The sequence below is a fragment of the Aureimonas sp. AU40 genome (assembly GCF_001463785.1).
Taxonomy (GTDB): Bacteria; Pseudomonadota; Alphaproteobacteria; order Rhizobiales; family Rhizobiaceae; genus Aureimonas.
On sequence record NZ_BBWL01000056.1, the window covers coordinates 1 to 15522 of the forward strand.

A 15522-nucleotide genomic window follows, 5' to 3' on the forward strand; every position below is an offset into this window, starting at 1 on the left:
CGGCACCACAGCGCGCCGACGCCCAGCACGCAACGTCTGAAAAATCGGATCAGCGATCGATGACGACCATGTCTCTCTTGCTATAAGTAAGCTGTGATCAATTGAGATCGAGGTAGCGTGTTTAGAAAAGGAATGAACGAAAAATGGCTCGGACCCCTAAAGTAGACAAGCCCAAGTCCCGTATCGCTTCTTACATCGAGAAGAAGATCGACGCGATTGCGGCCTACAAGTCCCAGAAGGACATCGCCGAGCAGGCCGGCTACGAGAACCCCTCCATCATCTCCATGTTCAAGCGTGGCGATGCGAAGGTGCCCCTCGATCGCGTCTACGACCTCGCCAAGGTGATCGAAGCCGATCCTCGGTATATGTTCCGCCTCGCGCTGGAGCAGTATTGGAGCGGCAAGAACATCGATGAGGCGTTCGCCAATATCTTCGGGACCATCGTGTCCGCGAACGAGGTCGCCCTACTCGAGACGGTGCGCAAGGCTGCAAACGACGCTGACCCCGTATTCACGTCGGCCCAGCTCGAGCAGATCGCCGCTGTCGTCTCTGGTGGTGCGACCAAAGCCGCCCGCACGGCCTGATCCGGCCTACCACGCTACCTCGTAAGGGAGCCGCTACGCGCGGCTCTTTTTCACAATGCCGTGATAAGTAAACGCTTGCTTATTCCCGATAGGCAGGCTCCAGAAATCAAGACCATAGGTGACTTTCGCATGAGCAATGGCATCCAATCTTCCGCGAACCCCGACGACTTCTTCGCGGAAGTCTCCTTCGAGCAGGCATATGCGCTCGCAGAAGAAATCCCCGACGCCGTCATCAAGGAAACAGCCGAAACGAAAGTCGTGTCGGGGACTCACCCGACCCGTGGAGCCATCTACATTGTCATCCCCTCGTTCGGGAACTCGATGGTGCTCAAATCCTACGTGAAACCAGTAGTATTCCGCGATCTCGAAGCGTAAGTTACAGCTTACTTACTTTAGAGAACAAAGAAGAAACGGAGATCGGAATGAACCGCAGGATCGTAGAGCTTCGCGAGGCCATCACCAAGCTCGTCCAGCTTCTCGCTGGCAAGGGCCTGCGCGTCACGCAGATCGGCTCGCAAGCCTACGTGAAGACCGATCCCCGGACGCTGAAGCCCATCAGCGTCAACATCCCGAACATTCCGGACAACGCATCCGACGAGCTGATCGCGGCCATCCAGGGGTTCGTGGATCACGAGTGCGCCCACGTCCTCTTCACCGACTGGTCGATCGTGCTGCGCGCCTACGACTTCGATCGCCGCAAGGAGGGCGCGCGCAAGGGCGGGCGCATGGCCTCGCTCCACAACATCATGGAGGACTCCTTCATCGAGCGCCGCATGGGAGAGACCTTCCCAGGCGCCAAGTTCAACATCGCCCGCACCGGCCGGTTCTTCCTCGAGAAGGTCTCGACCCCTAACACGGCCGCGGCGATCGCTAAGGGCGATCAGAATACCGCGTTCGGCTACATCATGGTTCCGATGATGCGCGCGATCGCCGGCCAGGACGTCTTCCAGGAGTGGATGGACGACAATGGCTACTGGCAGCACCCGCACGCGATCAAGCTCCTCGCCGGCATGTCCGACGAGCTCAAGCGGAAGATCCCCCTCACCCGCACGTCGTCCGAGGTCTACGCGCTCGCCGAGGAGGTCTACGCGATCCTCTACCCTGAAAAGCCGCCCGAGCCGCAGGGCAAGGGCAAGGGCGAGAAGGAGCACCAGGAGGATAGCGATCAGGCGTCCGGCGACGAGCCCAGCGACGACCAGGCCGACAACGACGAGACGTCGGAAGCCGAGGGCGAGACCGGCGAGGGTGAAGAGCCCCAGGACGAGGGCCAGTCGGGCGATGCGACCGACGAGGATCAGGACGCCGACGAGGCGGAAGAAGCGGAAGGCTCGAGCGAGGATGCAGCGGAAGAAGACGAAGGCGACGGCGGCTCGGCGGACGAAGAGGACGACGACGAGGACGGCGCCGACGATGAGGACGAGGGAGCTTCGGGCAATGGCGACGAGTCCGACCCCGACGCTCCGGAGACCGACGAAGGGTCCGCTGGCGATGACGATGGCAAGGATGAGGGCGATCCCGACGAAGGCGAAGCTCCTTCGGCTGGCGATGGCGAGGATGAGGATGACGCCGACGACGCATCAGATCAGGATGCGGGCGCCGGCGATGATGACGAGGCTGACGACGAAGCTTCGGCCGGCGCGTCCGATGACGACGGCGACGACGAAGAGGTAGACGAGCCGGACGCCAGCGAGAACGAGGCCGCGGCCGGCAACGAGACCGACGAGGACGACGGCTCCAAGGCGAGCTCGGGCTCCGACAGCTCGGATGATGAGGCCGGCGACGAAGAGGATGGCGGGGCCGACGAGGAAGAGGGTGACGACGAGGCCGAGGGCGGCGGCAACAATGTCGAGCAGAACCGCGCCGACATGGACGAGGAGCCCGACCAGCCCGAAGAGGACAGCGGCTACGGCGAGAGCTTCTCGCCCGAGGAGGCGCCCGAGCTCGCCGGCATGGATCTCGCCAACCAGGTCGCCGAGCACATCCAGGAAGCGGCTATGCGCTCGATCGACGAGGCGACCTACTCCGTCTTCACGACCGACTTCGACATCATGGAGACGCTCGAGGTCGAGGCGCTCGCCTACCAGGACGAATGGCTCGTCTCGATGGACGAGCAGACGCGCACGATGATCGGGCAGATGCAGAAGGACGTCGAGCGCATGATGGCCTCGCGGTCGCGCTCGGTGAACGTGCCAGGCTTCCGGTCGGGTCGTATCCATTCGGCGAACCTGCACCGCCTGATGGCCGGCGATGATCGCGTCTTCCGCAAGCGCGAGGAGCACCGCTCGAAGGCGACGGCCGTCTCGCTCGTGTGCGATCTCTCCGGCTCGATGGGCGGGCCGAAGTATCAGACCGCGATGATCGCGGCCTACGCACTGGCGCAGACCCTCGAGCGCGTGAACGTCGCGAACGAGGTCATGGGCTTCACGACGGCCGGCTACCAGCAGATCCCGCAGAGCCTCATCGACGCCATCAACTACGAGGCCGGGCGCGGCATTCACTACTCGCGCCAGGTGCCGATGTGGTTGCCCCTCTTCAAGACGTTCGAGGAGCGCCTGACGCCGGTCGTGAAGAAGCGCTTCGCCTACGCTGCGAACCAGCAGCCGGGCATGGGCGGCAACGTCGATGGCGAGTCCATCGAGCGCGCGGCCGTGCGTCTCCTGCGTCGCCAGGAGGAGCGCAAGGTGCTGATCGTGTTCTCCGACGGTCATCCGGCCGGCGGCGAGCAGAAGGCGTGCGAGTGGCACCTCAAGCAGACCGTCCAACAGCTCGAAAAGTCGGGCGTGGACGTGATCGGCATCGGGATCATGGATGCGTCCGTGCGCTCGTTCTACACCAAGAGCGTCGTGCTCCCGCAGATCAACCTTCTGCCGAAGGTCGTCATGAACGAACTGAAGGCGATCCTCCTGAAATAGGGCTCGAGCGGTCGGCGCGTCCCGATCGAACACCCCGCTCGATCCCGTCACTTGCTCGCTTGCGTCCCATCGCGTCAGCAAGTAAACACTTACTTATCAGCAACAGCGCAGCGCACGAAGAAGGAGAAATTCGATGACGCAGGAAGCCAAGCAGGGCGACAAGATCACCTGCCATGTGGACGGTATGCTCGTCCACGTCATCAAGCGCCACCTCGAGAAGCACCATCCCGAGTGGACGATCGAGCGCTACCAGCAGACCTATCCGGGCGAGCCGATCCTGTCGGCCTACGCCGAGCAGGTGATCGCCCAGGAGCGCGCCAAGTCGCAGACCGCAGCCGCGACGCATTCCGTCACCGATGCGAACGCGGGCTCGATGCAGTCGGTCATGTCGACCTTCCGCGAAATTTTCGGCCTGCCCGACGTGCCTGCCGCCAAGAACGTGCGTGGCGAGGACATCAAGCTGGAGCGCTTCGAGAACCACAACGAGGAAGACGCGGCCATGGTGCCGGACGTCGATCCTCGCTACGTCTTCAACATCGATCTCACCAAGAAGATCATGGCCGGCATCCGCCTGCGCAAGAACGTCTACCTCTGGGGCCTGCACGGCTCCGGCAAGACGACGGCGCTGGAGCAGTATTGCGCTCGCACCGGCCGGCCGTTCTCGCGCGTCCAGCACACGGCCAACACCGAAGAGAGCCACATCCTCGGCCAGTATGTCGTGCGCGACGGCCAGACCGAGTTCCAGCTCGGCCCGCTGCCGATGGCGATGATGAACGGCTGGGTCTACTGCGCCGACGAATACGACTTCGCCATGCCCTTCGTGATCGCGGTCTACCAGTCGGTGATGGAGGGCAAGCCGCTCGTCATCAAGGACGCACCGCCCGAGTTCCGCATCATCCGCCCGCATCCCGAGTTCCGCCTCGTCGCGACCGGCAACACGAACGGCTGCGGTGACGAGACTGGCCTCTACCAGGGCACGCAGATCCAGAACGCCGCGAACTACTCGCGCTTCGGCGTCACCGAGGAGGTGAAATACCCCGAGAAGGACGTCGAGGCGTCGATCGTCTCGAGCCAAGCGCGCGTGAAGAAGCCCGAGGCCGTCAAGATCGTGGAGTTCGCCAACAAGGTTCGCGACGAGTTCCGCGAGGGCCGCTGCTCGATGACCGTCTCGCCGCGCGAGCTGATCACGGCCGCGGAGCTGGCTGTCGCGTTCGGCAACGACTGGAAGCTCGGCCTGCGCCTGGCCTTCACCAACCGCCTGTCGCGCATCGACCAGCAGGTCATGGGCGATTTCATGCAGCGGATCTGGGCGTAAGGGGCTCGCGATGCAGCGCTACGAGGACTCCAAGAAGGACATCACCTCCTTCGCCTGGAAGGTGCTGCGTCGCGCCCATGCGGCCGGCGCGCGCACCATCACGCTCGAGGACATCGTCTCCGAGCTCGGCATCGCCTGGTGCGAGGCCGCAAAGCGGTTCGATCCGACGGCCGGCGCCAGCTTCCGCACCTTCCTCTGGAACGGGATGCGAATGCACATCAACCGCTGGTTCGAGACCGAGGTCACGCGCCGGCACGGTGAAGCGGTCGCCGCGTCCATCGACGCATCCCAATCCGACGCCGATGATGGCCCGACGCTCGCCGACATTCTGGCGTCCGACGATCTCGATCCCGAACAGATCGCGGCGCGCGAGACCTTCTATGCCGCTGTCCTGCGCCAGCTCTCCGAGCGTGCGCGCCTCTTCGTCGTGATCCTGCGCGAGGAGCCCGAAGAGGTCATGGCCGAGGTCGATCGCCTGCGCGAGCGAGCGGACTTTGCCAAGTCCCGCGGGATCACGCAGCCCTTCTACAATCGCCTGACGGCCGCGCTCGTCTTCGACCTGATGGATGCGTCCGCGCCCGAGCGCAACGCGATCCAGGCCGAGATCCGCGCCGCGTGCGCAAGGCTTTAAGCAAGGAAGTAAGTAAATGCTTACGCAACAGCAACCGTCCGTCGATCTCGCGCCTGGCTGCTACGGCTCGGCGCTCGCCTTCAAGAGCGAAGCCGCGGCTTGCGCCTCCTGCATCTTCAAGGAGCGCTGCGAGCCGCAGTCCGTCGCCAATCTGACGGCCCTACGCGCGCGTTTGGGCGTGACGGGTGCTCCGCGTCGCAAATCGCCCGAGAAGAAGCCCACTGCCAACCTCGCCGGCCAGATGACCATTTCCGGCGCGGTGCGGGAGATGGCCGAGAAGATCGACGGGATGAACCTGTCGATCGTCCGCAACATGCAGGAGGGCATCAACCCCTTCCTCAAGACCAAGCTCGGTTCGATGCGCGTCGCGGCCGACGTGATCATGGGTCAGCGCGGCCCGCTCGCCGAGACCATGCTCATGGCCGCGTTCAAGACCTCGCTCGGCATGGACGAAGAGGGCGCAGCCAAGCGCGCCCGCACCGCAATCCAGATCCTCCAGCACGTCGGCGCCGTCGATGTCCGCGAGGGCTTCATTTCCATCAGGAGAGCCTGATTTGCATACCGCGCTCGCAGTCCGCACCGATTTCTCGATCGGCGAGTCGATCCTCAACCCCAAGGCCGCGGTGAAAGCCGCCAAGACGGCCGGGCAGAGCGTCATCGCCATCACCGACACCATGAGCGTCACCTCGATGATCGCGGTGACGAACGCAGCCAAGGACGCCGGCATGAAGCCCGTGATCGGGTGCCGCGTCATGCTGGTCGACGACCACACCTGGAAGAAGTCGAAGGAGCAGAAGAACCGGCCGGAGTTCTACGCGACCGTCTACGTGAAGACGAGCGCCGGCCTCCTCATGCTCTACCGGCTCCTGTCGCTCGCCAACTCCGACGAGCGCTTCTACTACAAGCCGCTCCTGTCCTTTGGCGACCTGATGGACGCGCTCGGCACCGTCACCGGCGATGACGTCGCGGTCACGACGTCCGACACCCATTCGTTCCTGCGCCACCCCGAGGCCGACCAGATCGTCGGCGAGCTCGTGCGCCTCATCGGCAAGGAGAACGTCTACGCCTCGATCATCGGCGCCCGCTCGGCCTATTTCGACGCGGTGAACACGATCGCCGGCGAGATGGTCGAGAAGCACGGCATCCAGCCCCTTGCGGTGCGTCCCGCGATGTATGGCAACGGCTCCATGCAGGCATCGGCCCGCGAGGTCATGGGCGCGATCACGAACAACAACAAGCTGTCGGACCCCTGGCACAAGAGCCCGTTCAACCGGGACTTCTTCATCATGGAGCAGCCGCTCTTCACGCAGGAGATCGTCGCAGCCGCCAAGCGCATGAAGCTGCGCGGCCGGGGCGATGCGGGCACGCTCGCCAAGGCAGCGATCGCCAACACGCAAGTCCTGGTCGACTCCGTCTCCTTCGAGTGGTCGAAGTCCCCCGTCTCGCTGCCGCAGATGGCGCCCGACGAGTTCGAGGCGGTGAAGGCCGAGTGCAAGAAGGGCTGGGCTACGCGCTTCACCCGCGAGACCTTCGGCCACTGCCCGACGCGCGACGAGCTCCTCGAGGTCTACAAGCCCCGCCTCGCCTACGAGCTCGAGGTGCTGAAAGCCCTGAACTTCTCCGGCTACTTTCTCCTGGTGCAGGACATCGTCGTCTGGGCGAAGTCGCAAGGGATCATGGTCGGCCCCGGCCGCGGCTCCGTCGGCGGCTCGCTCGTCGCCTATCTCATGGGCATCACCGAATGCGATCCGATCCGCTTCGACCTCATGTTCGAGCGCTTCATCAACCCGGATCGTATCGACCTTCCCGACGCCGACCTCGACTTCATGCGCGATCGGCGCCACGAGGTCTTCGACTACATCATCCAGAAATACGGGCAGGAGCGCGTGGCCGGCGTGTCGAACTTCGGCAAGCTGGGCGCTGCGTCCTCGATCCGCGACGTCATGCGCTCGTTCAATCGGCCGGAAGCGGAATACCGCTGCTCGAAGTATGTGCCCGACAACCATGGGCAGAGCGTGACGCTGGCTGAAGCCCTCGCGGCCGTCCCCGAGATCCAGGAGATGAAGGGCAAGAACGAGAGCGCCTGGACGATCATGGAAGCGCTCGAAGGTTCGATCCGCAACATGAGCCAGCACGCGGCCGGCGTCGTCGTCGGTGGCTGCGATCTCACCGAGCGCGCGGTCATCGAGCGGCGCAAGGGCGCGTCCGTCGTGAATTGGGACAAGCGCATCGTCGAGGAGCAGGGGCTCGTCAAGATCGACGTTCTCGGCCTCGCCACGCTCGACCAGATCATGCTGACGCTCGACTATATCCGCGAGCGCCACCCCAAGGTGCCCGACATCACCGCGATCCCGCTCGATGACGAGAAGGTGCTGGCGAACTTCGCGGCTGCGCGCACGATCGGCATCTTCCAGTTCCCGAAAAGCGGCGCGCGCAAGCTCCTGCGCGAGCTCGGCAAGGACGGCTGGATCACCTTCAACGACGTGACGGCCGCGTCCGGTCTCAACCGTCCAGGCCCGATCGAGGCCGGCCTCACCGAGAGCTACTATCGCCGCAAGCAGGGCGTCGAGGACGTCGAATACGATCACCAGCTCATGGAGCCGATCCTGAACACGACGTTCGGGGTCATGGTCTACCAGGAGCAGATCATGAAGATCTCCGTGGTGATCGCCGGCTACACGCCGGCCGAGTCCGACAAGCTGCGCAAGATCATGGGCAAGAAAGAGCCCGCGGAGATGGCGAAGCAGCGCGACAAGTTCGTCGCGGGCTGCGTGAAGACCGTCGGCTCGACGGAAGCCTGGGGCGCCGCGCTCTTCGACAAGATCGAGGGCTTCGCCGGCTACGGCTTCAACCTCTCGCACTCGGTCGAATACACGCTGATCTCCTACCAGGCGATGTTCCTCAAGACCTACTACCCGGTCGAGTTCTTCTCGGCCGCGCTGACGATCCTCGACGAGGCGGATCTTCCCGCGATCATCGACGAGGCCGAGCGCATGGGGATCGAGGTCGACGTGCCGGACGTCAACAACTCGACCGCGCGCTTCGAGATCGTCACCGACACCCGGCTCGTGATGCCCTTCCAGCGCGTGAAGGGTCTGACGACGCGCTCGGCCGACGCCATCGTGACGGCCCGCGAGTCCCTGCCCGGTCGCCGGTTCGAGGACATCGCGCAGTTCGAGAACGCGGTGAACAAGCGGCTCGTCAACAAGGCGAAGATCGAGACCCTCAACCAGATCGGCGCGTTCGCGCGCATCGAGCCGGGCCAGGTGCCGTCGAACGACCCCTCGCGCATCAAGGCGCAGATCGAGAACCTGCCCGGCCTCATCACGGCCGCGATGCCGATCGACCGCGATCTCCAGAACGACAAGGACACGCGGCTCGCGATCCTCGGCGTCGTCGCGGACTACCAGGGCCAGTTCGGCTTTGCCAACGAGGACGGATCGGACGGCGTGCCGGTGAAGCCCTTCTTCGGCAAGAAGGCCGGCGCCATGGTCATCACGGACGCACCGAATTGGGAGGAGGAGCAGCAGGGGCAAATGTCGCAGTCGAAGTCCTCCCGCGCGATCCTGACCGCGCTCGAGAACAACGAGCTCGACCGCGCCGACGTCTACTGGACCGGCCTCATCAAGCGGCCGAAGGAAGGCAAGCAGGTGAGCCCCGAGGAGATCGCCCGCTACATGCCGTTCCTGCGCCAGGAGATCGAGCTCCTCAAGCCGCCCGTGATCGCGCTCGTCGGCTCCCAGGCCGTCCGCACGTTCATGCCCGACTTCAAGGGCAAGGCGTCCGACGTCGCCGGCAAGGTCGTCTACTCCAAGGAGTTCGACTGCAATTTCGTGATCGGGTTCAACCCCGGCGAAATCTTCTTCGCGCCCGAGAAGGCCGACGAGATGGACAAGGTTTTCGCGTCCGTCCGGAAGCTGATCGGGCGCTGAAAAATAAGCGCAAATCCGTTTGCGATTGCGCTATAAAGTAAGTAAGCACTTACGCAACAAGCGAAGAGAGCCAATGAGCGACACAGCCGAACCCAACGAAACGCAAGACACGGGCGTCCCTGCAATCCAGGTGCGTCCCCTGATCGACGCCGCCCAGCTCAAGAAGGACATCGCCTACTCGACGACCGATCTGTCGACCGCGATGTCGAACCAGGCGTCCCTGTTCTCCGACTACGGCGTGATCGCGGCCAAGGCGTCGTTCCAGGTCAACCGCATCGAGACCACGCTCAAGCAGGTCGAGAGCGTCGTCTACCGCAAGCTGCGCGACGAGGCGTCCCAGGCGGGCACCAAGATCACCGAGGCGCAGCTCACGGCCAACGTCGCGATCCATCGCCAGGTGCGGGCCGTGAAGGGCGCGCTGAACGAGGCCAAGCAGATCGAGACGATCGCCAAGCACGCCGTCGAAGCCTTCCGGCACCGGCGCGACATGCTGATCCAGGAGGGCCTGATCTCCCGCGAGGAGATGAAGGGCGAACTCACCATCCGGCGCAAGAACATCGCCGAGGAAGAATCCAAGACCCAGCGCGACCAGGTGCTCGAGCGCCTGCGTCAGGCCGGCCAGGTCGACTGATCCGCGGCGTCCGGCGGCTCCGGACGCACCCAACATCCCAACCCTGTCTTAGGAGACTACCCATGGGCTCTGCCCTTCGTTCCCTCGCCTCCCTGTTCCGCCGTCTGACCGCTCGCCAGAGCGTCGAGACCATCACGGCGCCGTTCGCCAAGATGGCTCGTGACCTCGAGATCCACGCGGCGTCGCAGACCGAGCAGGCCAACCGCGACGAGGCGTTCGCCCTCGACCTGCGCATGTCGGCCGCTGACCGCAAGAAGGAGGCTGAGCGCGCCTTGAACCTTGCCGGCGCGATCGGAGGGCTGGCGCGTTGACTGGCAACGCCTTCTTCGCCCCGACCAAGAGCCGGGTGAAGGTCGGCATCGTCGCGCTGATCCTCCTGTGGGTCGGCCTCGCTCTCGGCGCCCTCGCCGCGACCGTCACGCACATCGTCGTGTGCATCCAGACCTCGAGCTGGATCCTCCTCATCATCGGGCTCTTCGCGTTCCCGGTCGGCTGGATCCACGGCGTCGGCACCTGGCTCGGGTTGTTCTGATCCCGAGCGACTATTCGACGAAAACCTCTGCTCGTCTTGCTATATAGAAATCGCGAAATCGAGAAATCTAGATTTCTAAGCTCGACGAGCAGCACCAAGTCAAAAGCACCAAGCGCTAAGCGCATGTTTGAAAAGGAACTACCCGAATGTCCGCATTGCCCGCAGAACTCCAGAGCCTCGTCGCCAAGGGCCGCGCCAAGTATGGTCAGAGCGGCTCGCGCGTGAAGCCGAAGGACGGCCGCAACCGCTACCGTCTCCTGCTCAACCCCACGAAGCCGTGGGTCGATCTCGGCGTTCACTGGATCAAGCCGGAGAAGGACGCCAAGCCGATCGCCGTTGTCGGCTGCGAGAGCGTCGTCCACGACAAGCCCTGCCCGATCTGCACGGCCGTCGACCGCGCCATCGGTGCGGCGATCGATGACGAGTCCAAGAAGTTCTACGAGGAGTGGAAGGTCAAGAAGTCGGTCATCATCAACGCCCTCGTCCGCACCAAGGGCGAGGAGTCGGATGACCCGCAGATCCTCGAGCTCACCCCGACGACCTTCGACCAGGTGCTCGCGATCGTCCAGTCGCACGCCGAGGAGGGTATCAACCTCTTCGACCCGAACGAGGGTATCGACATCGTGATCGAGAAGTCCGGTCGCGCCATGAACACCAAGTATCTGGTGCAGCCTGGCGCCGGCACGTCGAAGCCGGTTCCGACCGAGGCGATGAAGAAGCTCCACGACCTCGAGGCTCATATCGAGAAGGAGTTCTTCCGCGGCGACGAGACCAAGGCGCTGAACGCCATCGCGGCCACCGCGGGCGTCTCCGTTGCCGGCCTGCTCGCTTCGTCTCCGAAGCCGAAGGCGATCGCAGCTCCGTCGGCCACCAACGCGGCCGGCTCGAGCGTCGCCGAGGACGACGAGACCGAGACCACCGCACCTGCCACGCCGTCGGCGCTCACGGGCGCCACGCGCACCAAGCCCAAGCCTGCTCCCGAGCCGGAGCCGGAAGTTGTTGAAGAGGAAGACGAGACGGTCGAGGCCGAACCGGAAGCTCCGGTGAAGCCCGCCGCTGCGAAGCCGGCCGTTGCGCCGGCCGAGGACGACGGCATGGCCGACATCCTCTCGCAGCTCGACGACCTCTAAGCGTCGGTCGGCCCGGTTTCTCCGACGGGCCGATACCACAAAGAGCGACGGGGTTTCTCCTTCCCCCGTCGCTCTTTTCGTCTCCAGCACCGGCTTGAAAGGCATTCCCATGACGATGTTTCTCGTCGAAGCCGAGCACCCGACCGTTCCGGGCATCGTTCGCTCGCTTCATCACTCCCACACCGGCGCGCAGACGGCCGCTGGCGAGCTTTGCGACCAGATCGCAGCCGACATCGGCATCAAGGGCTGCACGGCCGTCAACGGTCTCGAGACCATGCAGCGCTGGATCGATGAATGGTGCGAGCGCGACGACGCCGACGCCGAGGACAGCGCCTACGTCTACATTCTCCCTCTCGTCCCGGCCGACTGATGCAGAAGACCTACATCGTCATCGACGGCAACTCGATCGGCCACGCCGCGCAGGCGTCCACCAAGCTCAAGGTCGGCGCCCAGGAGGTCCAGGCGATCTTCGGCTTCCTCCGTTCGGTTCGCCCGCTCTTCGTTCGCTACCCGTCGGCGCATCCCATTGTGCTCTGGGACGGCCGCTCGTGGCGCAAGGACGCCTTCACCGAATACAAGGCCAACCGCGATCGCGAGGAGACCAAGTCCGAGAAGATCGCAGCCGCAGAGAAGGCAGCGTTCCAGGTCCAGCGCCCCTACATCGAGAAGGCGATGACGCTGCTCGGCGTCCCGCAGCTCAAGGCGATCAACATGGAAGCCGACGACCTCGCCGGCATCCTGGTCGAGAAGTTCGAGCGTGAGGGCCACAAGGCGCTCCTCGTGTCGGGCGACAAGGACTGGATCCAGCTCATCGGGCCGTCCGTGACCTGGTTCGATCCGATCCGTGACAAGCGAATCTCGCCGGCCAACCTCCTCGAGAAGCACGGCGTCGCCACGCCCCGCCAGTTCCTCGAGATGAAGGCGCTGATGGGCGACACCGGCGACAACATTCCGGGCGTCGGCGGCATCGGCGAGAAGACGGCCGTGAAGCTCCTTTCTGAGTTCGAGAGCGTCAAGAACCTGTCGAACCTCATGCTCGAGGGCTCGCTCCCCAAGCAGGGGAAGATCGTGGAGCGGTTCCTGCGCGAGGGCCTAGAGCTTTTCGCGCGCAACGTCTCGCTGATGGACCTGCGCTCCGGCCCGCATCGGCCGGCGCCGATCAACATGCGCTTGAAGAAGGAAGCTCCGAACCTCGAGAACTTCCGCATCTTCTGCGAGCGGCTCGTGTTCCGCTCGATCCTGCGCGACTTCGACAACTGGTGCGCGCCGTTCTGCGGCACGCTTTTGGCACGCGAGGCAGCATAAGTAATGACTTACGTATCCGAGGACAAAGGGCGCAAGTCGGCGATCGAAACGGCCGTGCAGCGGGTCGCGACCGGGATCGCGGGCTTCTCCAAGACCGTCACCAAGCTCGGCATGAGCGTCGAGGACGTGGACAAGGTGTTCGCGCACTTCCAGCGCACGCTCTCGATCGCCCACGCCAGCGCCCGCGCGCTCGCCGGCGCATCCGAGGCCGCGAGCTTCTCGCTCGACGCGCTGATCCCGCCGCCCGTCGCCGGCCCGAGCGTCCTGCCCCCTCCCCTTTCGCCCGCGCCACCGGCCGGGCGCCCGCCAAACCTGACCGGCGTCCAGCGCTACGGCGGTCAGGAACGCCTCGTCGGCCAGCCGAAGACCGGCACGCCCGACGACATCGACTTCATCGAAGACGACGAATAGGAGAACCTCACATGGCATCTGCCAAGAACATCGCCGGCCTGCTCGCGGGTATCACGGGCGGCAACGACGAGCCGTCCACCGTCACGCAGTTCCTCTCGGTCGGCTTCCCGCCGCTCAACCACGCCCTGACGCACTCCTACGACGGCGGCTTGCCGGTCGGGCGCTGCGTCGAAATCTACGGCCCCGAGTCGTCGGGCAAGACCGCGCTCGCCACGATGGCGATGAAGGCCGCGCAGGACATGGGCGGCTTTGCGGGCTTCTCGGACCACGAGCGGTCCTTCGAGTTCGACCAGGCGGAAAGCATCGGCCTCGATACGACCGGCGCCTTCGTCTACAAGAAGCCCAAGACCTTCGAGGAGTCGATCGCGCTCTGCGTCTCGGTCTGCTCGCAGGTCCGCAAGGCGAAGGTCATTCCGGACGACGCCCCGATCTGCTGGGTGTTCGACTCCCTCGCCACGATGGTCCCGGACTCGGCCTACTACGACCAGAAGACCGGCAAGGAGAAGACCCCGGATCAGCGCTCGATGCACGACAACACGGCGCTTGCCCGCGCAACGTCGGCGCACTTCCCGGCCTTCGTGCAGCACTGCGAGGAGCTCGGCATCTGCGCGATCTTCCTCAACCAGATCCGCATGAACATCGGCGTCGTCTACGGCAACCCGGAGACCACGCCGGGCGGCAAGAGCCCGAAATTCTTCTTCACGCAGCGGATCTCGCTGTCCTCGCAGAAGATCACCAAGGGCTCGGGCGCGGACGCCGAGGTGCTCGGCTCCGTCATCAAGGCCAAGGTCATCAAGAACAAGGTCTCCCGGCCGTTCGAGACCGCGGAATATCGCTTCGAGTTCCAGGACGACGGTTCGGGCAAGTTCGCGGTCGCCCGGTCCCTGATCGAGTTCCTGATCGGCGAGAAGATCCTCAAGCTGTCGGGCGCCTACGTCGAGTGGATCGACGGCAAGAAGTATTATCGCGGGCCGCTCGCCGACAAGGTCGAGGCCGAAGGGCTCCTGCCCGAGCTGATCAAGCTCCTGCCGGCCGAATACGAGGCGCCGGTCGCCGTCGAGGAAGACGGCCAGGAAGAAGCGGCCTGACGCTTCGCGCTCACGACGCCGGGGCCTCGAGCTCCGGCGTTTTCCGTTCCGCACCAGCTCCGAAAGCTCGTCATGCCGTCCGAAAACGTCGCATCAGGATTCACTCCCTGCGCACCCGTGACTATACAGATCGTCACGAGAAAGGTTCGTGCGTATGAAGGTCATTTCCATCTGGCAACCGTTTGCGTCGCTCGCGGTCCACGGGTTCAAGTTCTACGAGACCCGCGGCTGGCCGGCGCCCGCCTCCCTGATCGGGCAGCGGATCGGGATCGCGTCCACCAAGAACCTCAAGCCCGAGCAGCGCGCGGCCGTCGAGGACGAGGAGTTCGCGGACTTCTACGCCGACACCAAGCTTCCGCCGCTGGACGAGCTTCCGCTCGGCTGTCTCCTTGGGACGGTCGTCGTGGACGGCTGCGAGCAGATCACCGAGGAGCTCGTCGACCAGGTGACGCGCGAGGAGCAGCTCTTCGGCTGGTGGGAGCTCGGACGCTACGCCTGGCGCCTGCGGGACCGGGAGCTCTACGCCGAGCCCATTCCGGTGCGCGGCAAGCAGGGTATCTGGACCTTCGAGGAGCAGCCGACCAACGTGATCTCCTTCGCTTCGCGGATGCCCGCGCATGGTGAAGGCTTCTTCGCATAAGGTCGAGCTGGTCAAGCGCGGCAGGCGCACCTACGGCGGCATCTACACGCTGCCGACCGGCGATCGGGTCTATCTCGCCCATCGCCGGCTGAAGGAGATCTTCCGCTCCGGCGAGAAGACGATCTCGGACGCGATCCGCAAGGGCGTCGCGTGCTGGGCGATGGACGACGAGACCCTCCTCGTCATGCGGTCCAAGGGCATCGAGTTCGTCGGCGTGAAGCTGCGCGAGACGGACGATGTCTGGATCACCCGGCTCGACTATTTCCGGGACTCCAAGTTCGCCAAGATCATGAACTACGAGAGCCGCGGCGGCGCGCTCCAGCGATACCTGCCGCTCACGTTCTTTCGCCACAAGCCTGGCAATCGCAAGCAGAAGCTCTGATCCCTCGCGCATTCCGATGACGCGAACGC

17 protein-coding genes are annotated in these 15522 nt (G+C 64.5%); all 17 read left to right on the forward strand.

The features are described from left to right. The first annotated feature begins 143 nt into the window (after positions 1-143). The 17 genes from AUL32_RS22355 (at position 144) to AUL32_RS22435 (ending at position 15493) form a co-directional block, all read left to right on the forward strand. A complete protein-coding gene (locus AUL32_RS22355) occupies positions 144-584 on the forward strand; it encodes a transcriptional regulator (RefSeq protein WP_062120179.1) in 441 nt (146 codons plus the stop codon). A gap of 129 nt (positions 585-713) precedes the next feature. Then, the gene (locus AUL32_RS22360) at positions 714-959 is read left to right on the forward strand and encodes a hypothetical protein (RefSeq protein WP_156421578.1); all 246 of its coding nucleotides are present in this window, start codon (positions 714-716) and stop codon (positions 957-959) included. A gap of 47 nt (positions 960-1006) precedes the next feature. Continuing rightward, positions 1007-3496 carry a cobaltochelatase CobT-related protein gene (locus AUL32_RS22365; RefSeq protein ID WP_062120185.1) on the forward strand — a complete coding sequence of 830 codons (2490 nt, stop codon included), beginning with the start codon at positions 1007-1009 and terminating at the stop codon, positions 3494-3496. Between the two features lie 133 nt (positions 3497-3629). Beyond that, positions 3630-4811 carry an AAA family ATPase gene (locus AUL32_RS22370; protein ID WP_062120188.1) on the forward strand — a complete coding sequence of 394 codons (1182 nt, stop codon included), beginning with the start codon at positions 3630-3632 and terminating at the stop codon, positions 4809-4811. A 10-nt stretch (positions 4812-4821) separates the two neighbouring features. Next, positions 4822-5442 carry a sigma factor gene (locus AUL32_RS22375; RefSeq protein WP_062120191.1) on the forward strand — a complete coding sequence of 207 codons (621 nt, stop codon included), beginning with the start codon at positions 4822-4824 and terminating at the stop codon, positions 5440-5442. Between the two features lie 16 nt (positions 5443-5458). Beyond that, complete coding sequence (locus AUL32_RS22380) at positions 5459-5995, forward strand: hypothetical protein (RefSeq protein WP_062120193.1); 537 nt, start codon at positions 5459-5461, stop codon at positions 5993-5995. 1 nt (position 5996) lies between these two features. Beyond that, the gene (gene dnaE / locus AUL32_RS22385) at positions 5997-9374 is read left to right on the forward strand and encodes a DNA polymerase III subunit alpha (protein ID WP_062120196.1); all 3378 of its coding nucleotides are present in this window, start codon (positions 5997-5999) and stop codon (positions 9372-9374) included. A 73-nt stretch (positions 9375-9447) separates the two neighbouring features. Beyond that, the gene (locus tag AUL32_RS22390; protein WP_062120199.1) at positions 9448-10005 is read left to right on the forward strand and encodes a hypothetical protein; all 558 of its coding nucleotides are present in this window, start codon (positions 9448-9450) and stop codon (positions 10003-10005) included. A 62-nt stretch (positions 10006-10067) separates the two neighbouring features. Continuing rightward, positions 10068-10316, forward strand: coding sequence for a hypothetical protein (locus tag AUL32_RS22395; RefSeq protein WP_062120202.1), 249 nt, complete (start codon positions 10068-10070; stop codon positions 10314-10316). Continuing rightward, positions 10313-10537 (forward strand): hypothetical protein, encoded by a 225-nt coding sequence (locus AUL32_RS22400; protein WP_244498020.1) that lies wholly within the window; start codon positions 10313-10315, stop codon positions 10535-10537. The genes AUL32_RS22395 and AUL32_RS22400 overlap by 4 nt, the downstream gene beginning before the upstream one ends. A gap of 146 nt (positions 10538-10683) precedes the next feature. Next, positions 10684-11667, forward strand: coding sequence for a hypothetical protein (locus AUL32_RS22405; RefSeq protein WP_062120205.1), 984 nt, complete (start codon positions 10684-10686; stop codon positions 11665-11667). Between the two features lie 109 nt (positions 11668-11776). Beyond that, positions 11777-12037, forward strand: a complete 261-nt coding sequence (locus AUL32_RS22410) for a hypothetical protein (protein ID WP_062120208.1) — start codon at positions 11777-11779, stop codon at positions 12035-12037. Continuing rightward, on the forward strand, positions 12037-12972 hold the full coding sequence (locus tag AUL32_RS22415) for a 5'-3' exonuclease H3TH domain-containing protein (protein ID WP_062120211.1): 936 nt from the start codon (positions 12037-12039) through the stop codon (positions 12970-12972). Before AUL32_RS22410 ends, AUL32_RS22415 begins: the two co-directional genes overlap by 1 nt. Positions 12973-12975: 3 nt before the next feature. Further along, a complete protein-coding gene (locus tag AUL32_RS22420) occupies positions 12976-13383 on the forward strand; it encodes a hypothetical protein (RefSeq protein ID WP_062120213.1) in 408 nt (135 codons plus the stop codon). Positions 13384-13394: 11 nt separating this feature from the next. Next, the gene (locus AUL32_RS22425; RefSeq protein WP_062120219.1) at positions 13395-14471 is read left to right on the forward strand and encodes a hypothetical protein; all 1077 of its coding nucleotides are present in this window, start codon (positions 13395-13397) and stop codon (positions 14469-14471) included. A 154-nt stretch (positions 14472-14625) separates the two neighbouring features. Then, positions 14626-15111 carry an ASCH domain-containing protein gene (locus AUL32_RS22430; protein ID WP_062120222.1) on the forward strand — a complete coding sequence of 162 codons (486 nt, stop codon included), beginning with the start codon at positions 14626-14628 and terminating at the stop codon, positions 15109-15111. Beyond that, positions 15089-15493 (forward strand): hypothetical protein, encoded by a 405-nt coding sequence (locus tag AUL32_RS22435; RefSeq protein ID WP_156421579.1) that lies wholly within the window; start codon positions 15089-15091, stop codon positions 15491-15493. The genes AUL32_RS22430 and AUL32_RS22435 overlap by 23 nt, the downstream gene beginning before the upstream one ends. The last annotated feature ends 29 nt before the right edge of the window (positions 15494-15522 follow it).